The sequence below is a fragment of the Pseudoalteromonas sp. A601 genome (genome assembly GCF_002165575.1).
In the GTDB taxonomy this organism is placed as follows: domain Bacteria; phylum Pseudomonadota; class Gammaproteobacteria; order Enterobacterales; family Alteromonadaceae; genus Pseudoalteromonas.
The window spans coordinates 105,688-131,001 of record NZ_MXQF01000007.1; the positions used below are offsets into that span (position 1 = coordinate 105,688).

At 40.3% G+C, this 25,314-nt stretch carries 22 protein-coding genes; 7 read left to right on the forward strand and 15 right to left on the reverse strand.

Annotated elements, in window-relative coordinates; genetic code table 11:
• Positions 1 to 124: 124 nt before the first annotated feature.
• Positions 125 to 808 (reverse strand): type 1 glutamine amidotransferase domain-containing protein, encoded by a 684-nt coding sequence (locus B5G52_RS07560; RefSeq protein ID WP_087532042.1) that lies wholly within the window; start codon positions 806 to 808, stop codon positions 125 to 127.
• Between the two features lie 138 nt (positions 809 to 946).
• On the opposite strand from B5G52_RS07560, the gene B5G52_RS07565 reads away from it, so the two are divergent.
• The gene (locus B5G52_RS07565) at positions 947 to 1,870 is read left to right on the forward strand and encodes a LysR family transcriptional regulator (protein WP_087532043.1); all 924 of its coding nucleotides are present in this window, start codon (positions 947 to 949) and stop codon (positions 1,868 to 1,870) included.
• A 27-nt stretch (positions 1,871 to 1,897) separates the two neighbouring features.
• Here B5G52_RS07565 and B5G52_RS07570 read toward each other — a convergent pair whose 3' ends face one another.
• From B5G52_RS07570 to B5G52_RS07595, 6 genes are all read right to left on the reverse strand, one after another.
• The gene (locus B5G52_RS07570) at positions 1,898 to 2,632 is read right to left on the reverse strand and encodes a dienelactone hydrolase family protein (RefSeq protein ID WP_087532044.1); all 735 of its coding nucleotides are present in this window, start codon (positions 2,630 to 2,632) and stop codon (positions 1,898 to 1,900) included.
• Positions 2,633 to 2,682: 50 nt separating this feature from the next.
• A complete protein-coding gene (locus B5G52_RS07575) occupies positions 2,683 to 3,909 on the reverse strand; it encodes a glycerophosphodiester phosphodiesterase family protein (RefSeq protein ID WP_087532045.1) in 1,227 nt (408 codons plus the stop codon).
• Between the two features lie 28 nt (positions 3,910 to 3,937).
• Positions 3,938 to 4,798 (reverse strand): carboxylate/amino acid/amine transporter, encoded by an 861-nt coding sequence (locus tag B5G52_RS07580; protein ID WP_087532046.1) that lies wholly within the window; start codon positions 4,796 to 4,798, stop codon positions 3,938 to 3,940.
• Between the two features lie 85 nt (positions 4,799 to 4,883).
• Positions 4,884 to 7,016: a M3 family metallopeptidase gene (locus B5G52_RS07585; protein ID WP_087532047.1), complete on the reverse strand. Its 2,133-nt coding sequence runs from the start codon at positions 7,014 to 7,016 to the stop codon at positions 4,884 to 4,886.
• A 257-nt stretch (positions 7,017 to 7,273) separates the two neighbouring features.
• The gene (locus B5G52_RS07590; RefSeq protein WP_087532048.1) at positions 7,274 to 7,483 is read right to left on the reverse strand and encodes a hypothetical protein; all 210 of its coding nucleotides are present in this window, start codon (positions 7,481 to 7,483) and stop codon (positions 7,274 to 7,276) included.
• A 356-nt stretch (positions 7,484 to 7,839) separates the two neighbouring features.
• Positions 7,840 to 8,388, reverse strand: a complete 549-nt coding sequence (locus B5G52_RS07595) for an HdeD family acid-resistance protein (protein ID WP_087532049.1) — start codon at positions 8,386 to 8,388, stop codon at positions 7,840 to 7,842.
• Between the two features lie 626 nt (positions 8,389 to 9,014).
• On the opposite strand from B5G52_RS07595, the gene B5G52_RS07600 reads away from it, so the two are divergent.
• The 5 genes from B5G52_RS07600 (at position 9,015) to yegD (ending at position 14,744) form a co-directional block, all read left to right on the forward strand.
• The gene (locus tag B5G52_RS07600; protein ID WP_087532050.1) at positions 9,015 to 11,294 is read left to right on the forward strand and encodes a TonB-dependent receptor; all 2,280 of its coding nucleotides are present in this window, start codon (positions 9,015 to 9,017) and stop codon (positions 11,292 to 11,294) included.
• 106 nt (positions 11,295 to 11,400) lie between these two features.
• A complete protein-coding gene (locus B5G52_RS07605; protein WP_087532051.1) occupies positions 11,401 to 11,700 on the forward strand; it encodes a hypothetical protein in 300 nt (99 codons plus the stop codon).
• A 58-nt stretch (positions 11,701 to 11,758) separates the two neighbouring features.
• The gene (locus tag B5G52_RS07610; RefSeq protein ID WP_087532052.1) at positions 11,759 to 12,415 is read left to right on the forward strand and encodes an HAD family phosphatase; all 657 of its coding nucleotides are present in this window, start codon (positions 11,759 to 11,761) and stop codon (positions 12,413 to 12,415) included.
• Positions 12,416 to 12,445: 30 nt separating this feature from the next.
• Complete coding sequence (locus B5G52_RS07615; protein WP_087532053.1) at positions 12,446 to 13,312, forward strand: DNA ligase; 867 nt, start codon at positions 12,446 to 12,448, stop codon at positions 13,310 to 13,312.
• Between the two features lie 64 nt (positions 13,313 to 13,376).
• Complete coding sequence (yegD, locus tag B5G52_RS07620) at positions 13,377 to 14,744, forward strand: molecular chaperone (RefSeq protein WP_087532054.1); 1,368 nt, start codon at positions 13,377 to 13,379, stop codon at positions 14,742 to 14,744.
• A gap of 12 nt (positions 14,745 to 14,756) precedes the next feature.
• Here the strand turns inward: yegD and B5G52_RS07625 are convergent, their stop codons facing one another.
• The 3 genes from B5G52_RS07625 to B5G52_RS07635 are packed head-to-tail and all read right to left on the reverse strand — an operon-like array spanning position 14,757 to position 17,073.
• Complete coding sequence (locus tag B5G52_RS07625) at positions 14,757 to 15,221, reverse strand: methylglyoxal synthase (protein ID WP_087532055.1); 465 nt, start codon at positions 15,219 to 15,221, stop codon at positions 14,757 to 14,759.
• 17 nt (positions 15,222 to 15,238) lie between these two features.
• On the reverse strand, positions 15,239 to 15,877 hold the full coding sequence (locus B5G52_RS07630; RefSeq protein ID WP_087532056.1) for a LysE family translocator: 639 nt from the start codon (positions 15,875 to 15,877) through the stop codon (positions 15,239 to 15,241).
• Positions 15,877 to 17,073: a multidrug effflux MFS transporter gene (locus B5G52_RS07635; RefSeq protein WP_087532057.1), complete on the reverse strand. Its 1,197-nt coding sequence runs from the start codon at positions 17,071 to 17,073 to the stop codon at positions 15,877 to 15,879. The genes B5G52_RS07630 and B5G52_RS07635 overlap by 1 nt, the downstream gene beginning before the upstream one ends.
• A gap of 205 nt (positions 17,074 to 17,278) precedes the next feature.
• Between B5G52_RS07635 and B5G52_RS07640 the strand changes: the two genes are divergently transcribed.
• Positions 17,279 to 17,752, forward strand: coding sequence for a hotdog fold domain-containing protein (locus B5G52_RS07640; RefSeq protein ID WP_087532058.1), 474 nt, complete (start codon positions 17,279 to 17,281; stop codon positions 17,750 to 17,752).
• A gap of 2 nt (positions 17,753 to 17,754) precedes the next feature.
• Here the strand turns inward: B5G52_RS07640 and B5G52_RS07645 are convergent, their stop codons facing one another.
• The 5 genes from B5G52_RS07645 to B5G52_RS07665 all read right to left on the reverse strand — a co-directional run bounded on the left by B5G52_RS07645 (position 17,755) and on the right by B5G52_RS07665 (position 25,062).
• A complete protein-coding gene (locus B5G52_RS07645; RefSeq protein WP_087532059.1) occupies positions 17,755 to 18,246 on the reverse strand; it encodes a polymer-forming cytoskeletal protein in 492 nt (163 codons plus the stop codon).
• Positions 18,236 to 19,384, reverse strand: coding sequence for a M23 family metallopeptidase (locus B5G52_RS07650; protein WP_087532060.1), 1,149 nt, complete (start codon positions 19,382 to 19,384; stop codon positions 18,236 to 18,238). The genes B5G52_RS07645 and B5G52_RS07650 overlap by 11 nt, the downstream gene beginning before the upstream one ends.
• Before the next feature lie 153 nt (positions 19,385 to 19,537).
• A complete protein-coding gene (gene fahA, locus B5G52_RS07655) occupies positions 19,538 to 20,851 on the reverse strand; it encodes a fumarylacetoacetase (protein ID WP_087532061.1) in 1,314 nt (437 codons plus the stop codon).
• A 115-nt stretch (positions 20,852 to 20,966) separates the two neighbouring features.
• Positions 20,967 to 22,013, reverse strand: coding sequence for a 4-hydroxyphenylpyruvate dioxygenase (gene hppD, locus B5G52_RS07660; RefSeq protein WP_087532062.1), 1,047 nt, complete (start codon positions 22,011 to 22,013; stop codon positions 20,967 to 20,969).
• Between the two features lie 313 nt (positions 22,014 to 22,326).
• Positions 22,327 to 25,062, reverse strand: coding sequence for a metallophosphoesterase (locus tag B5G52_RS07665; protein WP_087532063.1), 2,736 nt, complete (start codon positions 25,060 to 25,062; stop codon positions 22,327 to 22,329).
• Positions 25,063 to 25,314: the final 252 nt, after the last annotated feature.

Here is a 25,314-nt window from a genome sequence, read left to right on the forward strand (position 1 = left end):
TATCGCCTATTTATGGGGAATAACCACACTACGTAGGCTCTGCCTTGCCTAAAAACCAAACGCACTGCTGCAAAATCAACCTCGAAAGATAAACAGACCCTAGGCAAGGCTTTAAAATCAATAGTTAACCTAATTTGGTTAGTAGCTTTTTAGCGGCAAGCTCAGAACTTGCTGGGTTTTGACCGGTGATCACAAGCCCGTCTTCTAGTGCAAGTACGCCCCAGTTATCGGTTTTTTGATAATCGCCACCTTTTTTGATTAGCTCGTCTTCAACTAGAAATGGCACAATGTCAGTAAGTTGTACTGCGGCTTCCTCTGTATTACTAAAGCCTGTTACTTTTTTACCTGCAACTAATGCATTTCCGTCTGTGTCTTTAATATTTAAAAATGCAGCACTCGCATGGCAAACCGCGGCAACGGGTTTTTGTTGCTGAATAAAGTTTTCAATTAAGTTTATTGAGTCAGCATTATCAACTAAATCCCATAGTGGGCCATGGCCGCCTGGGTAAAATACTGCATCAAAATCGCTGGCGTTTACTTCGCTTAAAATTTTGGTATTAGCCATCAATGTCTTTGCTGCACTGTCGTTGTCATAACGTTTAGTGGCATCCGTTTCAAAGTCGGCTAGTGTACTTGTCGGATCAATCGGTGGCTGACCACCGTCAGGTGATGCCAAAGTTACTTCTGCACCCGCATCGATGAAAGCATAATAAGGGGCTGCGAATTCTTCTACCCAAAAACCTGTTTTTTCACCTGTGTTGCCTAAATCAGCATGTGAAGTAAGAACCATAAGTATTTTTTTAGCCATAACGATATTCCTTCTGATGAAATGAATTTTAATCTGTTAATTACTATATGCGCCAAGGTTAGTTTAAACAACGATGATAAATTTAACTTTATTGATTTATAAATTGATACAATAAGTGCGTTTAAAGTTGGAGAGACCATGAAAGTTTCATTTGAACAATTAAAAAGTATGGTAGTGTTTGCACAAATTGTTGAGCAAGGTAGCTTAACAGCAGCTGCAAAACAGTTAGGTTTAACCCGTGCAGTGGCGAGCTATCACTTAAAAAAATTAGAAACCCAGCTTGAAGTGAGTTTACTAAATCGCTCTACACGGACCATGGCGTTAACAGAGGCGGGTATTGCCTACTATGAACGTTGCAGGGTTATTACAGAGCAAGCAAATGCTGCAAACCAACAGATAGAAAACATTAAAAATGAGCCTCAGGGGTTATTAAAAATAAGCTGCCCTGTAAATGTTGGTATGCAATTGATAGTACCGGCCATTAACGACTTTAAACGCCAATACCCGAAAATCGATATCGACTTACAGTTAAGTGATGAAGTTGTTGATATTATAAAGCATGGGTTTGATTTTGCGATTCGTGGTGTAGCTCTTAATGATTCCAATTTACAAGCAACTAAGCTAACAGTGATGAGTACTTGTATTTGTGGCTCGCCAGATTACTTTGCTCACTTTGGTAAGCCTAAAACCCCTGAGCAACTTAAAGCGCATAAATGGGTGGTGTATCAGTTAGGGAGTAAATCACTGACATTGCAAAAAGAGGGCAAAAAATACAGTTTGATTATGCAAGGTGGGTTAAGCACGAATAACGCCGCAGCACGTACTGCGTTTGTTGAAGCTGGGCACGGTATCGGACGTATTCCTCTTTATGATGCGTGGCCTAAAGTGCAAGCCGGTTTGCTAGAAATTGTATTGGATGATTACAAAAGTAAAGACATCGAGCTCTATGGCGTATTTCCGCCTGGCGGTGCTGGGTCGAAGAAGTTGCGTCTATTTATTGATTACCTTAAAAATTACTTTGTAAAAAAGCACACCGCTTTGGGTATGCTTAAAAGTAACTAACGCAGCAGCCAGTTGCTTAAAATAAGCTTATAAAGTACGACTGAACAGTGCCACTGCTTGCTGATACATGGCAATCGCTAATGCAGGGTCGTAGCGCTCGCCTTCGTCTCGCATAAACGCATGCTGTGCATTTACCTCTTGCCATTGGTAGTTAATGCCCGTTGTTACAGCTTGCTGATAGATTTTAGCGCGGCCTTCTTGTGGTACATGCGGGTCTTGCTTCCCCCAAATAAAGTGAATTTCACCTTGGATATCTGCCATACGTTCGAACGAATTATTGCCAATTTCTGCGGGCAGGGTATCGCTATGAATATCTGTAGCATATAAGCAAAATGCAGCTTTAATTGCTGGGTTTAGTGCCGCTCTGTAAGCTAAATGCCCACCAATACAGACACCCATCGCACCCACTGAGCCAGTACAATAGTGTTGTGTTTGTGCAAAATCTATTAATGCTTGAGTATCGCTGTCATGGGATTCAAGTGGTTTTGCCCATTTATCCGCATTGCCTTTGTCTTTACCTTCGTCGTCGTAAGCAAGTACAGTCCCAATAGGGTTTAACTCATGAAACACTTCTGGTACGAATACTACAAAACCGTGACCGGCTAAAATAGCTGCGCTGCGTGCAATGGGAGCGGTTTGTTGGAAAATCTCAGAGTAAAAAATTATAGCCGGGTACTGTCCATCCGCTTGAGGGCGATAAACACTGGTACGCATAGTACCCGTTGCCGTTTCGATATCATGGCTTTGGTGCTGAATAATCATAGTGAGCCTTATACTAAAGAATATGGCCTATCATAACAAAGCAAAAAGGATTACTCACTGTTTGCCATATTCATGCAACTGGCATAATAACTTACCGTTGCGGGCCAGTCTGAAAATATGGCCATTACGCCAACTTTTTGGGCGAGCACATCAACCACCTTCATCATGTCGCCATCGCGATCAATTGCTTGTTTAATTGATTGATAGTAATAACCTCCACCGCTATTTAGCGGGCCAGAGCGTTCAAGGCTCCATGCTATAAGTTTAAGCCCTGCGGCTTTAGCGGAAGTAGCGTAAGAGGACGGCACAATCTGTTTGTTGTCATCAAGCGCTAACAGCATCCAAATAGGTGGTGCAAGAATACGTATGCCGTCATCATAAAGCTCTGCCATACTCGGTTGCCACGTCGCAGGGTTGTTTGGGTTAAAATTAGCTGTTTCGTCGCGACCATCTAAGTACACACTGTTGTTTGCAAACTCAGGGTTATTGTTTATCCAATATTTTACGTCATCAAGGTTAAATGATTGTGGAAAAACGTGGTCACTTGGCACGTTTTGCGCTGAGTATTCATTAAGCATCTTTTGTGCATAATGGGCTCGAGTAAAGCCATTAAATGGCATGGTTACTTGCGGCGACTTAAGCTCTGGCGTCATTTTTACATCCAGCTGCTTGAATAGGGTAATGCTTTGTTTATGGCTCATTAATGTGCCATTACTTGCGTATAAATCAGTGCGCCAACTCGGCGTACCATTTAAATATTCAGCGACTGTGGTGGCTTTGGGGTTCGCGCCGTCCATTTTACCTTTTAACGTTAAAAACTCAGCGAGAGTAATATCGCTGGTGCAGCATTTTGCTTGAGCCGGTTGGCCGTTTTGAGCTGGCTTAAATGGCACGGTACATTTGGCGGCAAGTTCAGGTACGGCTAAAATATTGGTGGTGGTATGTAAATCACATTGAGAGTGGCGACACACAAGCTCTTTATCTTTGGTAAAGGCTACATCACACTCCAAAACACCCGCGCCCATTCGCGCTGCTGCGATATAAGACTCTTTAGTATGCTCAGGATATTGCATTGGCGCACCACGGTGACCAATGGAAAAGTCTGTTTTGTAAAAAGGGCCTTCGCTACATGCCTGTAGTTGTGTTTTTAGCTCACTGGCTGGCAGATCGTTAATGAGATAATAAGGCCGAGAGCCCACTTGAATATTTTTACTTTGGGGTGTTTGGCTACAAGCACTCAGCAATATTATCAATGATGTACAAATCAGTAATTTCATAAAACCCTCACTACTCATTAATGACAGTCTAGGCTTTATTTGTGGCATTTCTATTAAGGTATTGATTCAATAATAGAGCTGAGATAATAATCGCACCGCCAACACTGAGTTTTACAAGGTCAGCTTCGCGATTCCAAATAATAACGTTAACCAAAATACCGGCGGGAATGAGTAAATTATTCATCACTGCTAGGCCACCGACGTTAACCTGAGTTGCGCCCTTATTCCATGCAAAATAACCAAAGCCAGAGGCAATTGTCCCTAAGTAAATAAGAATTCCCCATTGAGTGCTGGTGGTGGGAAGCTTACTGGTATCACCAAATAAAGCAAAACATACACATGCAACAATCAGTGCGCCAACGAAAAACCAGCCAAACACGGTACGTTGTGGTAGCTCACTACCAGCCATTAAGCGTTTGTAGGTGACTTGCCCGGTGGCAAAACATAAGTTTGCAGCTTGAACCAATAATAAGCCCAAAATAAAGTTTTCATCAACACCTTCATAACGAATCGCAATTGCTCCTGCTATAGCAATTAATGCAACCAGCAAATATTGGGGATTAAACCGGCGTTCAATTACATCGTTCAACAGTGCGATGTATAAAGGTGTCATTACAGTAAAGAGTAATACTTCGGGTACGCTAAGGTATAAAAACGAATGGTAATAAAAGCTATACATGGCACCCAGTTGTATTGCACCAATAAGCATAAGCTTAGCAATGACAACTTTGGGGACGGTTTTAAATTTTAAAAATGGTAGAAATACCAATGTCGCTAGAGCTACACGCATTAGCACGCTAAACCATGCATCAACTTGGGCTGCCAAGTACACGCCGATTAAACTAAATGAAAAAGCCCAAAGTAGGGTGGTAGCTAACAGGTAGGTCATGGTATTACATCAGTAAGTTTAAAGCCTTACTATAACAAAAAGCCCGCAACAGTGTGCGGGCTTTATTACTAAAATTAAGTAGTTATTATTCTACTAAACCACGGCGCTTAAGTAATGCGTCTGTAGTTGGCTTTTGACCACGGAACTCAATGTAGCTTTGCATTAAGTCGCGGCTGTTACCTTTTGATAAAATTTCTTTACGGAAGTTATCACCGTTTTCACGAGTAAGGCCACCTTGCTCTGTCATGTGGGCAAATGCATCGGCTGCAAATACTTCAGTCCAAAGGTAAGCGTAGTACCCCGCTGAGTAACCACCGGCAAAAGTATGACTAAAGTAGCAAGACTTATAGCGTGGCGGTACTGGGTAATAGGCAATACCGTGTTTTTCTAGTGCTTCGTGTTCAAACTTTTGAACGTCGCTGATATTCATATCAGAACCAAATGAGTGCCATTCCATATCAAGTAATGCAGCAGCTAAGTATTCAGTTGTGCCAAAACCTTGATTGAAGTTTTGTGACTCAAGTACTTTATCCAGTAGCTCTTTTGGAATTGGCTCACCCGTTTTGTAGTGTTTAGCGTAGTTAGCAAGGACTGTTGGTTCAATATTCCAATCTTCATGTGCTTGAGAAGGAAACTCAACAAAGTCACGTGCTGTTGCAGTACCGGCAAGGCTTGGGTATTTAACATCTGAGAACAAACCGTGTGCTGCATGACCAAACTCATGGAACATAGTGGTTACTTCAGAGAAGGTCATTAAGGTTGGCTGACCTTCTGCAGGCTTAGGAATATTTTGCGCATTATAAATAACAGGTTTGGTGCCTTTTAAGCCACTTTGACCAACGTATGAGCTCATCCATGCTCCGCCACGCTTACCTTCACGTGCATATGGGTCCATATAGAACAAGCCAATTGCGCTGCCATCGGCATTAAATACTTCAAACGCCATTACATCTTCGTGGTAAAGCGGTAGGTCTTTACGTTCTTTAAACGTAATACCGTAAAGTTTTTCCATTGCGAAGAATAAACCGTTATGGATCACTGATTGCATTTCAAAATAAGGTTTTACTAATGCAGGATCTAGGTCGTACTTTGCTTGACGTACTTTTTCAGAATAAAATGCCCAATCCCATGGTTGCACTGCAAATGTTTCGCCTGATGCATCAATTACCTTTTGAATCTCAGCAGCTTCAGCTTTTGCTTTATTTACGGCTTTTGGTGCTAGATCATCTAAAATACCGTAAACGTTCTCGGTAGTTTTAGCCATACGCGTGGTCATTACATATGACGCCCAATCTTTATAACCGAGTAACTCCGCTTTTTGTGCACGTAAGTTGGTTTCTTTAATGATGATAGGGCCGTTAGTGTTTTGTGCACGTGTTGCAGACGCTTTAAAAATACGCTCACGAAGCTTGCGGTTTTCAAGACTGCTTAAAATAGGCTGTTGTGTCGTGTTCACAAGGGTGATCATGTAGCCTTCTTTGCCTGCTTTTTTCGCAGCAGCGGCTAGGCTTTCAATTTCACCTTCAGATAAACCAGCAAGTTCGCTTTTGTCTGTTACTAGTACAACGTCTTCTTTGAACGACTTTAATACATTTTGTGAAAATGCGGTTGAGAGCTTAGCAAGCTCAGCGTTAATTTCACGCATTTTTGTTTTTTGTGTTTCGTTTAGCTTTGCACCTGCATTAATAAACTTAGTGTAGTAAAACTCAACTAAACGTTGATCTTCAGCGTTTAAGCTGTCTTTATCGTTGTACACACTTTCAACACGTGAAAATAATGCTTTATTTAGGAAGATATCATCAGAATGGGCTGACAATACAGGTGCCATTTTAGCGGCAATGCGTTGGTATTCTGAATCAGAAATTAAACCTGACAAGTTATAAAATGCAGTTGAGACACGATCAAGAAGCTCACCAGAGTATTCCATTTCAACTAACGTATTTTCGAATGTTGCAGGTGCTGGATTATTAGCGATAGCAGCGATTTCGGCTTTTTGCTGTGCAATACCGGCATCGAAAACAGGTTCATAATCTTTTGTGCCAAACTTATCAAACTCTGGCGCCATATATTGCAGTGGGCTTGGCTTCATTAAAACGTTATCAACATTCATTGTTTGTACTTGCGTTGCTTGTTCAGTTGAATCTTCAACGTGTTGTGAACTACAAGCTGAGAGTAATAAAGCGCTGGCGATAGTGCTAGCGATGAGAGATTTGCGCATAAGAGCTCCAATAAAAAAATTAGCCTTTAAAAACAAATAAGGCATTAGCATCTTAACTTAGCAAATTTTGGATTATATACAACAAAGTTTATCGGTTTAATGGGGGGATTGAGCGCAAAAAATGAAAAAAGCAGATAAGTTATCGGTAAAAATTAAAAAAGTAGCTTAATTATAAATTATATAAAAAAGCTACTGTTGGGTTGTTGTCATATTACTTAATGGGTAATTTAGAAAAAAGTTAATCATGCTAAGCAAAATTAGTTGTAGCCAAGTACAAACTTCTTTTCGCTACCAAAACCTTCCGGTTGTGCATGACCAAACTCTTTATTAATTGAATTAAGCGTTTGCTCTTGCTCGGCAAGTACACATAAAATTTTGTTACGGTAAGCTAAGCTAGATTCGAATAGCGCTAGATCAACCAATGGCTGTAAGCTGGCTAATTTTTGATTTAAGGTTAGTTGTGACATCGCGTTCTCCTCGTGCTGTATTGACCTTACAATATAGGTATAGCAGCGGTTGTAAAGAATTGTTAATATTTTGTTCATAAAGAGCATAATGAACTTAGACGTTCTGCACTTAAAAGGTATTATGGCGTGTCAAACTTACTAACCCCTGAATAGCTAAACTTTTTTTTGCAGATGCTTATGAACTTAGAACAGATCGTTCATTTTGTTTGTCATGTAGTTTAATGCACAGCGATATTCACTTAGGTGGTGAGATTGTGATATCGCGTAAGGACTATTAAAGCTAAATTGATTTAATCGCTGTGGATTATTGAATAGGTATAAATGCCTTGAAACAGTAATGCTCCAAGGCTTTCTCATTATTGTAAAGTACCAAGCTTTTTAAGCTTCAAAGAAAAACCAACAATTAAGGTACCAAAAATAACGGCGTATGTTGCAACTAACCACAGTAGGGTATGAATACCCGCACTTGGATTAAACACAAGGTATAAACCAAATATTACCGATAATGCACCAGTAATAATCAATAGCCACTCACCTGATATCTCAACCCTTAACTTGACCGCTACGAGTATCTCAACAGCGCCGATAGCGATTGCCCAAGCAGCTACATAATAAAGTAATAAAATAGTTGTTATGTTTGGCGCTAGTAGGGTAACTAATCCAGCAATAATAGATAACACACCGCCTATCAATAACCAACGCCAATAGGGGTTATTTTGCCGGGAGTTCCATGCAATCCAACTACGCAGTAAACCGTCAAATAAAAAGTAACCAGCAAAAAACAATAACATAATACTCAACGATGCTTGTGGGGCTAGCCAGGTTAGTACGCCTAATACGATTGCTATTAGTCCACGTATAAAAAGCACAGACCAGTTTTTTGCAAGTGTTGTTGTTAGATTCATCTTGTTCCTTAATGATAAGCATAAGTTTACGAATTTCGAATACACTATTTTACTCTGTTTAAGAATTCAAACTCCACGAGACATATTAGCCTTTTTAGCATAGCAGTTCGCAAGTAGCTATTAGATGGCCATGAAAAAATAGCGGATGATCCTTGCCGTGTTAAATTCAAAGGAGTCACACCTAGGGCAGTACAAAGTGATGTACTAAGCTATGTTAATACTATCGATTTTGCCAGAGTGAGTGGTTAAATACGAATTAAGCAGTTTAACCTTGTAAGTGATAGTTATTGTCATTTATAAGATTTGGCTATAGCTTTGCAAATGCTTGATCAAGGACATATGTCCGCTAAGTTCAAAAATATATGCATAAAACTGCCTAAGTTCGCTGATTGTGTCGTTAATTGTTGTAAAAAGTTTATTTAAATGTACATATTTATGCAGTAATAATGTCATGAAGTGTTATAATCTTCATCGTTCGTTCAGCCTCACTACTTCGTTTTGCACTCTCGACAGTGAGGTCCGCGCAGCTTAATATAAGGCGCGAAAAATTGGCCGAGCCCGCTAAGTGAACTAGCGCAACACATACACCGTTGAACAAGAGTGCACACAAAAGGCTAAACCCCAACATGAAAGCAATGAAAAGATCTACGTTAGCAACCCTTATTAATGCAACGTTGTTCTCTGCAGTAGCAGGTACTTCATTTTCAAGCGCAGCAGAAGACGCCCCCGCTGCAGAAAAAAGCAATCAATTAGAAGTTATTCAAATCACCGCACGCAAACGTGTAGAAAACGCACAGGAAGTTCCTGTAGCGGCATCTGCTTTACAAGGTGATGGGTTAGAAGCAGCAAGCTCTGCTGGTATGGACATTCGCTTTTTAAATGCGAAAATCCCAAGTTTAACTGTTGAATCTTCATTTGGTCGTTCATTCCCACGCTTTTATGTTCGTGGTCTTGGTAACTCAGATTTCGATTTGAACTCATCGCAACCAGTATCTTTAGTAGTAGATGAAATTGTTCAAGAAAGCCCTATTTTAAAAGGCTTCCCTGTATTTGATACGGGCCGAGTTGAAGTTCTTCGTGGACCTCAAGGAACGCTGTTTGGTCGTAATACACCGGCTGGCTTAGTTAAAATTGATTCAGCGCGCCCAACGCAAGACTTTGAAGGTTATGCTGCTTTATCTTATGGTTCATTCAATTCAATTGATTTTGAAGGTGCTGTAAGTGGTGGTTTAACTGATAACTTATCTGCACGAGTGTCTTTATTACGCCAAGAGCGTGATGACTATATTGATAATCGTTTAGCAGGTAACGAGATTGATGATGCAACGGGTGGCTATCAAGAAACAGCTGCTCGTGTGCAGTTTTTATATGAAAAAGATGACTTAAGTGCACTATTTAACTACCACACACGTGATTTAAATGGTAAGCCAATTGTATTCCATGCAAATGCAATTGAAGCGGGCACTAATAAGCCTCGTGCTGATTTTGACCCAGAAGTTATTTATCAAGATTCAGTGCAGTTTGCGACGCAAAATGTTGAATCTCAAGGTGCAAGCTTAAAAGTTGAATATGATTTTAATGATTATACTCTAACATCAATCACCGGTTGGGAAAGTGCTGAAATCTTCTCTCGTGCGGATGTTGATGGTGGTTACGGGTGTGATAACCCATTTCAACCAGGTTGCCCTACAGCTGAGATGGGGCCGGGGGTCATCTTTTTGACATCTGAAACGGCAGATGCATTACCTGATCATAATCAATACACGCAAGAGTTACGCTTATCAAGTGACTTTGCTGGCGATTTCAACTATCAAGTAGGTGCTTTTTATTATAATGAAGAGCAGGTAATCGAAACTTACGGTTATGACGGTTTAGGCGCCAATATCTTAACGGGTTATGTACGTCAAGATCAGGAAACGACTGCATGGGCTGTATTCGCATCAAGTGAATATCAGTTAACTGATAAGTTAGAAATCACAGCAGGTTTACGTTATTCAGATGATAAGCGTGACTTTACTGCGTCACGTTATGCATCACCTGAGTCAACTACTGCTAACTTAACTAAATCAGTGGCACCAGAAGATAGCCATGTGTCATGGGATTTAGCTGCTGCTTATAAATACTCTGATGACGTAAACTTATTTGTTCGTGCTGCAAACGGTTTCCGTGCACCAAGTGTTCAAGGACGTATTTTATTTAGCAACGACGTGACAGTTGCAGACTCAGAAACCATTAACTCTATTGAAGCCGGTATTAAGTCAGACGTACTTGATGGCAGTGGTCGTGTTAATGCAACCGTTTTTTACTATCAAATGGATGATCAGCAGCTAACGGCTGTAGGTGGTAGCTCAGGTAATGAGGCACGCTTGCTTAACGCTGATAAAACAGTGGGTTATGGTTTTGAAGTGGATACGCAGTGGGTATTATCAGATAACTTTGATGCAACCTTTAACTTCAGTTATAACAATACAGAGTTACAAGATGATGGTTTATATTCAGCTGGTTGTTTTGCTTGTACTATAACTGACCCGCTGACAGAACAAGGTTATAGCTTAGACGGTAATAGCTTACCACATGCGCCAGAATGGATTGCTAACTTTATTTTACGATATACAAAAGAAGTGGGCGATGGAGAGTTTTACGCATACACTGACTGGTCTTACCGTAGCGAAATTGACTTCTTTTTATATGAATCGGTTGAATTTACTGGTGAAGCCCTACTTGAAGGTGGCGTGCGCACTGGTTATAAATGGTTCTCAGGTGACTATGAATACGAAGTTGCTGCATTTGCGCGTAATATAACAGATGAGCAAGTGTTTATTGGTGGTGTTGATTTTAGTAATAATGCAGGCATCGTAAATGAACCTCGCTTTATTGGCGCAGAGTTTAAAGTTAACTTCTTTTAAGGTTAACTAAATATATATAAAACCCGCTTTTACAGCGGGTTTTTTCGTTTATATTACCCGCTGTTACTGCTAAAGTAGCACTAATTATATTTTAAAGAGGATGACCATGGCTGGATTTTGGAACTACCGCGTAATTTTTTGTGAAGCAACCAAAGATGAAGCGGCGCAATATCAAATTCATGAAGTTGAATATAACTTAAATGGTAAAGTAACGAACTGGTCTGAAACCGGTGCTGCACCATTTGGTAACACTGTCGAAGAACTACAAGCTGACAGTGATCGCCTAAAAACGGCATTTGATAAGCCGGTGTTAAAAGTGGTTCGTAAAGAACGAGGTTATGAACTTGTTGACGTTGAAACAGGTGAAGAGGCCTTTGCCGAGCCTCCTGCAGGCTTAACGCAATAATGTAAAATGAAAAGGTGCCAAGTGCGCCTTTTTTTAGCACTTTAAATAAGGAGTGGTGATGACTTTACAGGCAATACTATTTGATATGGACGGCACGCTGGTTGACTCCGAAAGTGTGCACTTTAATTGCTGGAATGACATTTTAGCCGAGTATGGAATTCGTTATGAAGAAGATGAATTTTGTCAGCGTTTTTCAGGTAAAGCAACTGTAGAAGCGGCAAAAGAAGTTGTTAGTTATTACAATTTAGCAATTTCACCGCAAGCACTAGCGCAACGTAAGTATGACTACTTTAGTGAATTTGTCACAACTCACTTGCCACCACTTATGCCATTTGCAAAAGAAACCTTACTCGCGGTTAAACAAAGTGGTCTAAAGATGGCGTTAGTAACAGGCAGTGCACGAGATGAAGCCTTACCTATCCTTAAAGGATATGGTTTTTATGAACTGTTTGACTGTGTAGTAACGAAGGATGATGTGGTAAACCCAAAACCTGCTGGCGATCCGTATTTATTAGCACTGCAAACACTCGCAATTAATCCTGCAAATGCCGTCGCGGTTGAAGATACCAATACCGGCGTAACTGCTGCTTTTAATGCAGCGCTTGCTGTAATTGCAGTGCCTAATAAACATACTTTAAGCCATGACTTAAGCAAAGCAACGGCACAGCTTGTTAATTTGCATGAGTTTTTGCAATGGGTACAAAATAAACTATAGTTTAAGTATCTTACTTGTAAGGATACAACAATGAAAAAAGGACTCTATACTTTATTATATTTATGGCTAGTTTTACTAAGCTTACCTTTTTTAGCCCAAAGTGCTGATAAGGCAGATACCACACCCCACGTACAACTTGCAAAAGTGTATGATAAAAATAACACAGCTGAAGTATCTGAATATTTAGTAAGTGAAAAGTTTGACGGAGTCAGGGCCATTTGGACTGGGGCTGAGTTTGTCACTCGAAATGGCAACTCCATTAATCCACCGCGTTGGTTTAGCAGTGTTTTGCCTAATGTGTGGCTCGATGGGGAGCTTTGGACAAAGCATAATGACTTTGCAGCTTTAAGTGGCATTGTGCGCACAGCCAAGCCGATAGACAGTGATTGGCAGAAAGTGTCTTTTCGTATATTTGATATGCCCGATCAGACAAATCCATTCAGTATTCGCTATAAAAATTACCAGCAGTTAGTGAAAGCAATTAACAAGCCACACATCATTGCTGTAGAACAACATCAGTTTTTATCAAACCAAGCCTTAACCGCCTTTTTTGAACGAATAATTAAACGCGGTGGTGAAGGGGTTATGTTACATCTTGCGAGTGCAAAGCATCAAAATGGCCGTACATCAGCACTATTAAAACTCAAACCTTACTTTGATGATGAAGCCATTATACTTGACTATTTACCAGGTAAAGGTAAATACTTAGGTATGCTTGGTGCAATACGCGTTAAAAATGAAGTCGGCATTGAATTTACAATCGGCACAGGCTTTAGTGACCTCCAAAGACAAAATCCACCCGCTATTGGCGCAAAGATAACGTACCGTTACCATGGCTATACAAAAAATGGATTACCTCGCTTTGCCAGCTTTTTACGTGAGCATGTGCAGGAATAACGTTTTAAAGCTGGATTAAATGTGCTAAATTGCGCGGCCTTTTTGTCGTCAACGTGGTGAAGCAATGGTAGTAGGTTTTGATTATGGTAGCTCTAATTGTGCAATGGGTGTCATGGGTGAAAACAACCTTGTTGAACTTGTGCCATTAGAGCAAGGTAAGCATTACTTGCCATCGACTCTATACACTCATCATAGTGCATTAGTCGTTGATTTTGTTGCTAAGCACCTAACTGGCACTCCATTCGAACACGATTATAAAAGCCAACGCCAAGCCTTGCTAAATACATTGCCACGTATAAAGTCTGACCTTGATTTAGCGGTTGATGAACAAAGCTTATTTATTGGCCGTGAAGCAATTAACGAGTATGTGCAATTTCCTGAAGAAGGTTACTTTGTTAAATCGCCGAAATCATTTTTTGGCGCAACGGGCTTAAAACAAGGACAAATCAATTTTTTTGAAGATATTGCTACGGCAATGATTTTAAAAATAAAACAACGCGCTGAAGCGTCTTTACAACAATCCTTAACACATACAGTAATTGGTCGCCCAGTTAACTTTCAGGCTGTGGGTGGGGACGAGTCAAACCAGCAAGCCATTGGTATTTTGGAGCGCGCAGCTAAACGTGCAGGTTTTAAAGACGTTGCATTTTTATATGAGCCTTTAGCCGCAGGGGTTGATTACGAAAGTAATTTAACTCAAAACCAGAAAGTACTCGTGGTCGATATTGGTGGTGGTACGAGTGATTGCTCATTTGTGCAAATGGGCCCTGATTTTCGTGGTAACAGTGAGCGCGATCATGACTTTTTAGCCCACAGCGGTAAACGTATCGGTGGAAATGACTTGGATATTGCGCTGAGCTATCACGGTTTAATGCCGCTATTAGGCCTTGGCAGTTCGTTCAAATCGGGCTTACCTTTACCCAATCAGCCTTTTTGGCAGGCATGTAAAATTAACGATGTGAATTTGCAAAGCCAATTTTACGCGCAAGCACATGCTCGTGAGCTCATTGCTGCGCTTCGTGAAGTAAGTGAACCTGCGCTTTTCCAACGCTTAATTAATTTACAGCAAAATAAACAAGGGCATCAGCTAGTACAACAAGGCGAAGCCGCTAAAATTGCCTTATCATCCCAGCAAAGCTTTAATTGTAATTTAGACTTTCTAGCGAAGGATTTATCTAAAATATTGAATTTAAGTGACCTAGCGTTAGCCGTTGATGATTCTATAAGTCAAATAGTGACGCTGGCTAAAGAAGCAATTAAAGAGGCAAGTGTCACGCCTGATGTTATTTATTTAACGGGAGGCAGTGCACAGTCGCCGTTAATAAAAGCGGCACTCAAACAGCACTTAGGTGATATTAATATGGTGAACGGCGACCACTTTGGTAGTGTTACCGCCGGCCTAACCAAATGGGCAAATATGATTTATAAGTAAGCCGATGTTTACTTATAAATCTACTTGCCGAGTTGCGAGGTATTTTTCGTAATCCGGCAAGGTACGCTCAAGCTCACTATTCATTAACGTTGAGCTTAATAACATATCTGCACTGACTTCATTACAGGCCACAGGAATATTCCATACTGCAGCCAATCTTAGCAATGCCTTTACATCTGGATCATGGGGTTGTGATGCAAGAGGATCCCAAAAGAATATAAGCATATGTACTTCGTGCTCGGCAATCTTTGCTCCGAGCTGTTGATCGCCACCCATAGGGCCGCTCAATAGTTTTACAACGTTTAATCCTGTCGTGCGTTCGATTAAATGTCCTGTGGTGCCTGTACCATACAATGTGTGTTGGCTAAGGCTTGCGTGGTGTTTTTTACACCAAGCTTGAAGGGCTGCTTTTTTACCATCATGGGCAACCAAAGCGATATTTTTATGTGCTGGGAGTGACTGTAATTTTTGTTCCATATTGACTCTTATTGTTATTACATCAGTAAATTAATGGCCAGTGCTATAAATACTACGCCTGTTAGTCGATCTATCCAAATCTGGCTTTGTGGATGTGCTCTAAAATAGTTTGCAATTTTATCGCCAAAGTAAATATAAGTGCAGTCGATAGGAAAAGCAAAAAGAGGGTAGAGTAAACCAAAAAATGCCAGCTGAAATGTGGTTGAACTCGACAACGTCGGATCAACAAATTGTGGTATGAAAGCAATAAAAAACAGCGCCACTTTTGGATTAAGCACTTCTGTCATCATAGCTTGAAACATAACATTGGACTTCTTTTTGGAGCTTACATGAGGCTTCTCGTCACTACTGCATTGTGGTTGCATAAACGTGCTTTTAAGCATAATAACGCCTAAGTAGCAAAGGTAGGCAGCGCCAGCGTACTGCACTGTCGCATATGCTGTTTCAGAGGCTTTTAAGATAGCTGTTAAACCAACTACGGCTAATAAAGTGTGTACTACGCCGCCAAGGGCAAAACCAAACGCACTTTGTAAGCCGGCAGCACGGCCATTAGCAAACGTTTGCGCCATTAAAAATGCATTAGAAGGCCCTGGTGCCACTGCTATTAAAAAACTCGCGGCTAAAAATGATAATACAAATTCAGGATTGACGAGCATTACTTTACCACTTCAGTTGTTGGATGATAAATATCTGCTTTGCGCGTGATTAAAATTAGCCATAGTGGTAACAATAGCAATAAATGAAAGGCAATAAATTGCGGTGCATTAAAGGGCAGCACTTGGGTTAGTATGACTAATACACCTGCACCACTCATTTGCATTAAGCCAATCAGTGCTGATGCGGTGCCTGCTTGTTTTGGGAAATGTGACAAGGCCATGCCCGCGGCGGAACCTAAACTCAGTGCAAAGCCAAGTGCAGCAATCAAAATGGGCAACATAAAAGTAAATGCTGTTTTAAAATGACTCAGTAACAATATGAGCACACCAGAAAAAATGAGTAAGCTAACTCCTAGCTTCAATGCTTTTTGACTGTGACGCTTGATATACATAGGCGCAATAAAGCTGGCGACGATACTAATAATCGCATTCAAGGTAAACCAAAAAGTAAAGTCACTCACAGTGCCACCCAACTCGGTCATGATCCAACCCGGCGCAAGAGTGACAAAAGCTAAAATTGCCGACATGGCTATCATGCATAAAAGGCTGTTAAAAAAGAATACATTTGTGGTAATAATTGGCACAAACCGACGTAAGTCTAAAATATGCCCTTGATAGTGACTATCACTTGGCCGAGTTTCTTTAAAAAACAGCAAGGTGATTATAAGGCCTAGGCAGGCGAAGCCGACTAAAAATAAAAAGTTCATTCGCCAGCCAAATTGCACGGTTAACCAAGCGCCTAAAATAGGTGCGAGCGCTGGCACAAAACATACAATTCCATTTAAGTAAGTAATCATTTGGCCACTCTTAGCGCTACCGTATATGTCTCGTACAATTGCAAATGCCACTACAAAAGTTGCACAAGCGCCAAATCCTTGTAGTGCTCTAGCAAACATTAAAACACTAAAGCTTGGTGCTAGGTAGGCCAGTAAGCCCGCGATGCCATAAAGGCTTATTCCTGTAATTGCAATGGGTTTACGGCCAAACTTATCAGCTAAGGGCCCTGCAATAAGCTGACCCAAACCAACAGTGAGCATAAAAATAGCAACAGTGAGCTGCACTTTTTGCTCACCTACAGAGAGGGCTTGCGCTATTTCAGGAAAAGCAGGCAGGTAAATATCAATAGCCAACGGGCAGAAAATAATTAATAAAGCGAGAATTAATACGGTATGCAATGAGTGTTCAGTTTTTGGCATGGATGCTCCTTATACTCGTATTTTATTGTGCCTGTTATGAAATGGAAAGCGATAATAGAGAGACATATACCCAAATCACCTCAAGATGCAGAATTCAGCGTTTAACTGGCGCTTAATATCAAGATGCACCATAATAATTAAACTTCTGTTAACTGGTCTGATGTGTTAGTTTTATTGATAATAAAAAATTTGCTTGAGAAAAATAATGAGTGATAAATCTGCCGTTTTAAAAACCTGGCTAAAATTAAAAAAGCTACCATTTGGGAATTGGCTATTTACTAAAGCCGTCTGTGTTAAAGCCCCTTATTTTGCTTCAATGAAGCCCTATATTTTAGATGTTAGAGATGGCTATTGCAGTGCCGTGGTTAAAAACCGTCGTAGCGTTCATAATCACATTGGGACTATTCATGCCATTGCACAATGTAATTTGGCTGAACTATGTGCTGGGGTTATGGTTGATGCAACAGTTCCCTATAAAACCCATCGCTGGATCCCAAAAGGAATGACGGTTAATTATTTAGCAAAAGTGGATACAGATGTCACAGCTATTGCAGAGATTCAGTTGCCAAGACCATGGATTGATAAAGAAGATTTAGTGGTTCCGGTCAAACTGTACAATACCCGCAATGAGCTTGTATTCACCGCAGATATTACAATGTACATTACTAAGAAAAAATAACCTTATTCCTTTTCTGCGGCTTGCTTGTTGAAAAACGACAAGTCGTTATCACCTTCGTTTAAAACCGATGTTAGCTCAGGTTTTGACTCAATTGATTGACTGATCAACTCAACAGTTTCGGCCTCATGCCGCTGTTTTAAGTTACCCTCAATAACAGCTCCAGCTTCAATGCTTAACGTATCTTGATAAACATCGCCGTGTACTTCGGCAGTCTGTTCAATCGTGACTTTACTCGCGTTGAGTGAGCCAATAATTTTGCCTTTGACAATAACACTATCTGCGACAACGCTGCCTTCAACAGTACCTGTGGTACCAATGACAAGATGACTAACTTTTACATCACCATCAATTCTGCCATCAAGTTGAACTTCGCCCTGACTGACTAACGAACCAGTAAGACGAACGTCTTCAGATATAATTGAAGGTGCGTGATTAGTTCTTTTAAGTTGGTTACCAGCTGAGTGAGTATTAATTTGCTTTTTTTTACCGAACACGAGAGAGCGCCTTTGTAATTTTAACTGGATTAACATGTTTGTCGTTAAGTAACACTTCATAGTGTAGGTGAGTGCTCGTACTTCTGCCAGTACTGCCCATCAAGCCAATGACATCATTTTTAGTAACTGACTGTCCTTTTTTAACTTTAATTTTATTAAGGTGGCCAAAGCGTGTTACAAAACCATTTTTATGCTCAAGCTCAATAAAGTTACCATAGCCGCCATTGCGTCCGGCTCGTAGTACGGTGCCATCGGCAGGGGCAAAAATTTCAGTCTTATGCCACCCAGCTAAATCAACACCTTTATGAAAAGCACGACGACCATTCATTGGATCTTTACGTAAACCATAGCTGCTCGAAATATAATAGTCAGCAGCGGGTAGCGACTGTGGAAGTTCGCTGAGTAAACTCTCAAGGTTATTTAAGGATAATAGTTTATCGGCAGTGGTTAAAAATTCGCTGGGGATCCTTGATTCATCAAATAAATTTAAAGGACCACCTTGGGCCGAATCATTAACTGGATAATTTAATTGATTAGCAAACGCTGTATCAAGGCCTGCACCTTTGAGCATTGTTAAAATGTTTTTTTGGCGCTGATCAATATGAGTTTCTAGCTTATTAAAGCTTTGCTTATATTGTGTACTGAGTGCAGCTAAGCGTTGCTCAAGCGAACTGCTTTGCTGTAGTGGTATATGACTTCCTTTGCTTTCATCTATTAACGGCTCATGTAAGTCGCTTTGCTGTTGTTTTTCTTCAATTTCAAGTGTCGTACTATCTTCAGCTTTACTTAGAGAGTCAGGTAGTGATTCAATCATGCTTTGTAGTAGTGCATGTTTTTGTTCGAGTGTGGCTAATTGTTCTAACTGTTGTTCATGCAGACGCTGTTGCGCTTGTTGCTGCTGTTGCCATTTTTGTTGTTTTGTTATTTGGCTTTGCTCAATATCAGAAATTATATTGGTTTGGCTATAAACCTGCAAAGTAGAAACTGTTAACCAAGTTATTGCTGTTAAAATACAAAACATGGCAAAAACTTGCAGCCAAGGGGTTAAGATCACATGCTTCACTTCACCATTTTGACGGATCAAAAGCTGTCTAACTGGGAATAATTTGTGATAAAAAGACTTAATAAATACTGACATGGCTTATAAATACTGGCTATTAACCAGATTAAGATAGCAATTTGATATAAAAAAGCCAGAAAAAAATTGTAACCTTTACAATTTAGTGTGTAAAAAGCGCCCAACTGGGCGCTTTCATTTTTTAACATGTAGTTAAAAAGTTAGGTGGTTTAATCACTTAGCAGGTAGAACTGTGCCTTCAACAGAGCCAAAGCCAATTCGAGCAAACCCGTCTTTTTCACACCAGCCACGCATAATAACATTATCGCCATCTTCTAAAAAGCTACGTTGCTCTCCATTGCTTAGCGTGATCTTCTCTTTGCCACCACGCGATAGCTCAAGTAAAGAGCCCGCTTCTTCATGCGTTGGGCCTGATTGAGTACCTGAGCCTAACATGTCACCTGGCATAAAGTTACAACCATTGACGGTGTGGTGAGTAACCATTTGCGCTACCGTCCAGTATGAATGCTTAAAGCTTGATTTAGACACTTGCGCTGGTGCATGGCCTTCGTCACGCATTTTCTGCGTTTCAATCTGTACATCCATTTTAATATCAAAAGCACCGTGCTCACGGTTATGAGCTGACTCTAAATAATCTAATGGTTGTGGATCATTTTCATCACGGGTCCATGATGTTTTGTAAGGTGCTAATGCTTCAGTGGTGACAATCCACGGTGATACTGTTGAAGCAAAGTTTTTCGCAAGAAATGGCCCTAACGGTTGGTATTCCCATGCTTGTAAATCACGTGCTGACCAGTCATTGAATACACAGAAACCAAATACGTGATTTTCTGCATTTTCAATAGCAATGGCATCCCCTAACTCGTTACCTTTACCTAAGTAAATACCAAGCTCTAATTCATAATCTAAGCGTTTACATGGGCCAAGCGATGGAACATCGGCATCTGGCGCTTTAGTTTGTCCGTTAGGGCGATGGAACGTTTGTCCTGATACATCAATTGATGATGAACGGCCGTGGTAACCAATTGGCACCCACTTGTAGTTAGGCAGTAATGGGTTATCAGGGCGGAATAAACTGCCTACGGCTGTTGCATGATAAATTGAGGTATAAAAGTCAGTGTAATCACCGATGCGACATGGCAAGGCAAATTCAATGTCAGCTTGAGCGATTAATGCATCAGTTAGTTGTGTTTGCTCAGCTGCACCTTCACGTAGTGCTTTAGATAAAGCTAAACGCAATGCTGACCAGTATTGTTGGCCAAGGCCCATAAATTCGTTCAAGGTTGCTTGGCTTGCAGCAGCAGCCGCTGTTTGGGCATCACCAGAAAAAATAGCGATCTCGTTTACTTTTGCAAGGTCAATTACTTGGTCGCCAATAGCAACCGCACCGCGAAAAGCTTCGTTAGAGTGCTTACGACGAACTTCAGCAAAAGGTAAGTTTTGAATTGGGAAGTCACAATTTTCGGCGTTGGCGGATTCAACCCAGCTAGTTAAATTAATATCATGGGTTTCGTTAATGAGGCTCATATTCTTTCCTTATGGTTTGCGCTGATTGAATACACTAGTATATGGAGGCAATCAGCACAAATTTAAACGACAAAAAGCAGCGAGTTCGCTGCTTTTTAATTTTATATTCTAAAGCTTAAAGGACGCCGCGACGCTCTTGGTCACGCTCAATCGATTCAAACAGTGCTTGGAAGTTACCTTCACCAAAACCACCGTCATCAACACGTTGGATCATTTCGATAAAGATTGGGCCAAATAAGTTTTTAGAGAAAATCTGTAATAGGTAGCAGTTTTCGCTTTGGCTATCGACTAATATTTGGTGCTCACGGATTTTTTCTTTGTCTTCTGCAACCCAAGGTACACGGTCAAAAATAGTGTCGTAATACTCAGGAATAATATCAAGCGTGGCAATCGTTGACTTATCTAGCTTATCGAGCGAGCTTACTAAGTCATCTGTTAAGAATGCTAGATGCTGAACACCTGGACCATTATACTCACCTAGGTATTCATCAATTTGGTTATTATCGTTGCCTTTACCTTCGTTAATTGGAATAGAGAAGGTACCGCACGGTGATTTAAGTGCATACGAAAGTAGCGCAGTTTTTTGACCTTTAATGTCAAAGTAACGCACTTCGGTAAAACCAAACACGTCTTTATAGAAGTTAGCCCATGTTTCCATCGTGCCTTTATAAACGTTGTTTGTTAAGTGGTCGATGCGCAAGAAGCCTTTGTCAGCAACAATATTTTGTTCGCTTAAATCTTCAAAATCATTTTCGTAGATAGAACCATTATCACCAAATTGTTCAATGAAATAGATTAAGCTGTCGCCAATACCGTAAATTGCTGGGTATGGTAGGTCTTTATGGGTTGAGTCAGTCGCTGGTTTTGCCCCACGTTCTACAGCTGTTTCGAATGCTTTTTGTGCATTCTCAACACGCCAACCCATCGAACAAATAGCAGGGCCATGGCTTTTTGCAAATTCAGCAGAAAAACCGCCGCGCTCGTTATTCAGTAAAAAGTGAATATCGTTTTGATTATAGTAAACGATATCTTTACCTTTAAATGTTTTTAATTTAGAAAAACCAAAATCGGTAAATACTTTGTCCATGTAGTCAGCGTCTGGCGTTGCGTACTCAGTAAATTCGATACCAACTAAACCTAAAGGGTTTTTTACTTCACTCATTTTAATTCTCCCGCAATATTTAAGCACTGCGTTTTGTTGTATTTAATAGCGCAGATGATTAACCATAAATTGCATGAGGGGAAGAGGGGGCAATTATTTAGCTCAGAGGAGGTTTGTAAATTAAATGGGACGGTGAGTCAAAACTGAATTGCAGGTTCTAGAATACCGTTATATAAGCTTGAGATTTTTCACTTTAAAAATAATGCTAATGTATTTTTTAATATTGATTTATATAGTATTTATGAGACTTTCAGTGAAGTCGCAGGGTAAATAATAGGAGCGTTTCTCTCTATATCTCACCCTGCGATTGTAATTATTTGTTTACGTTTTTAGCGCGATTGTTAAAAAACTTGCTACGTTGTTCAAGCCAGAGGTTAGGCATGATGGTGGGGGCGTTTTGATAATGGCGTTCTACAGTTTGATTTAGTTCACGAGTGCTCGGTATAAATTGCAGTTGTTGCTGCGCACCACCCATTGCCTTTATTTCATCTCGAGTCATACTTCGCCCAGCGTATAACAGCGCATTTAAATAACCGGGTTCTGTTTCATAATCATCGTCAGTTAAAAGCAGTACTGCTTTATTCAGTGCCCAGCGACTGTTTATTTCACCTTCAGTTTTCACTCCTGCTAACTCACCATCTACATACACCTCAAAGACACCATTGCTTGGTGCGGTATAAAAGACAAATGCGATGCGATGCCAAGTATCAGGTTGAGTTGCACCAAAATACCCACTCTTACTTGTAGACTTGCCCAAACCGCCCTCAGGATTAATAAAAATATCAGCATCGTCTTCGGGAGTATTTTCTATGTTTGTTTGCATCAGTGCCCGGTAGATATCCTTAGCGGCAAATGGCCAATATATATCCATGACTATTGTGTAATCTGATACTAATCCTTGCTCTGCAAAATCGCCATTAGCTGGAGTATTTAAATTAATAATTAAGCCTTCATTTGGTGCATGATCGCTAAAAGCCATAACGCCAGATGGGCCATCAATTAAATCATCTATTTCTAGAGAGGTGGTAGTATCGAATGTACTTTCTCTTGGCCCCCAATTTGTAGTATTTGGATCATAGTAGTTTAGTGTTGACGGTCCATAGTCTGCTTTGAATGGATTACTTGCGTCGTTAAAGTTCCAAACAGTTATATTATCAATACTTTGGCACGCATTTAGAGGTTTATCTGTATCTATATGTAAACACTGACTGGTGCGATAGCGGGCATATTTATCAAGTAGTTCCCAGGTTTCAGCTAATAAAGCAGGGTCAGTGAAACCTATATCGTTAAAGAATAGTTCACCATTAAATGCGGGCCCTTTTTGTAAAGCTAAAGTGTAATTACTGTCATCATTAATAGACTCAGGAAGAAGCGATACCCAGTCAGGTTGACTAGAAACAATGTCTTTTAATTGCGATCCTGACACTGTTACCTGATAGATAGCGCTAAAACCTGGCGTGTTAGAAGGCTGTCTTTCGACTTTAAAGGCATTATGAAAATCTTCTTGTGTTAGTGTGCCCGGTGTCCAGCGAGTTTGTACTTGAGCGGAGTCAAACAATACAGCATCGACTTGATACTGATGCTGTGCGCTTAGCGCGGTAATTTCCATGACTTGTTCTGCTGTAGGGTAGTTTTCTGAAATTGCTATTTCAGTATTTGCATCTGGTGCATATTTACCCATTATTGAATCTATTTCACTCTGCAGCTGTTCATCAGTCGTTGAGATGGTAGATGTTGCTATAGTTTCGTAATCAATATTCGTAAGCTCTTTCGTATTTGAATCGAAAGTAAGTGTTAAATCCGTCAGCCCTTGGGCAAAGAAGTTAGGTTGTATAACAATACTGCCATTTTCTAATAGTTGATAATTTTCGCCACCATGGGTATGTCCGCCAAGTACTAAATCTATTCCCGGAACATTTTGTGCTATACGGGTATCAGTGCCTTCACCTAGGTGGCTTAGCATCACCATGAAGTCTACATCTTGGCTATATTTACCGACTATTTCTTCAGCTATTTCTTGCCATTCCCAGTTCATTTTAAAGTTCGCGATGAAGTCTGGGATCGGTGCGGTTTCTATTGGTTGATCTAATTCATTCCAAGGCACAGATGTCATGCCAAAAAAGCCTACTTTTAGGCAGCCGACTTGTACGATAGAAAACTCCACCCCATCAAAGGTTTGTTCACTATTTCCAGCGTAACGGGTATTACTTGCTAGTACAATTGCATGATCATCATTGGCATACTCTAATAACTGTTGCGGTCCCCAGGCATAGTCATGATTGCCCACAACACGTACATCAAATTTCATTGCTTTTATAGCTTCAACAGTTGCTACGCCTAATGAGGTTTGTTCAGCGACCGTGCCTTTTTCATAATCATCACCGCCATTGGTAAATAAGGTATATGGCTGCTCAGTTAATGCGTTGTTATAGTAACTTTTAATACGGCTAAAATACTGCTCTTTAAAGCCAAAACGGGCGTGCAAGTCAGCAACGTGGATAAAACGCAGAGTTTGCTCTGTTTGGTTATCTGTACAGGTAGGGCCTATATTTTTTGTTATTGTAGGAATTGTTCTTGCCTGAACGGCAAAAGTACCAAAGCTAGTCATTAATGCACTAACACTGTTTGAGCTACTGGTTATAGTTGTTAAAGGCTGCCAGAGACCATCGACCAATTGCACGATAGTCAACATTTGCTGTGGTTCAGTACTTGTAACATCAATTTTTATGGTAATAGACTTTTTGAATTCTAAGTTTTGGGGTCTAAATGTATAAAGAGGAGAAACAATATCGAGTTCTTTATTAGAGGTATCTAACTCGGCTTTACTAAAAATAAAGCTTGTGTCAACTGTAACTGAATTAGCGGGGGCGCTTAGCTGAACTAAATTGTTATCAAAACTTTTAACTAACCCATTATTTGCTGAAATCACTAAGCCTGTTTCTTCAACTTCAAAGTTAGTGTCTTTGTTCGTATCGTCACCGCCACAACCGTTTAGTAAAACTAAAGTAGCTATAAAAATAGGGAGTTTAATTAATGAAGAGAAAGACATATACCTGTGCTACCAATTAATTGAATAGCTTAATTATATCAGTTATAGAAACAAGCTTGTAGGAAAATCAATCATCAACGATTCGAAATACACTAAATTAGTTTGTTGATTAATACTCCATAATGCTTAATTGCTTCTATTAAACATTATTTTTAGTGACTAAAAATGAGTAAATTTAAATTGCGATGGGTTTGAAAGTAATAAGGCAAGATATTGCTATCTTGCCTTTTAGGAAAAGTACATTGCTGTTAA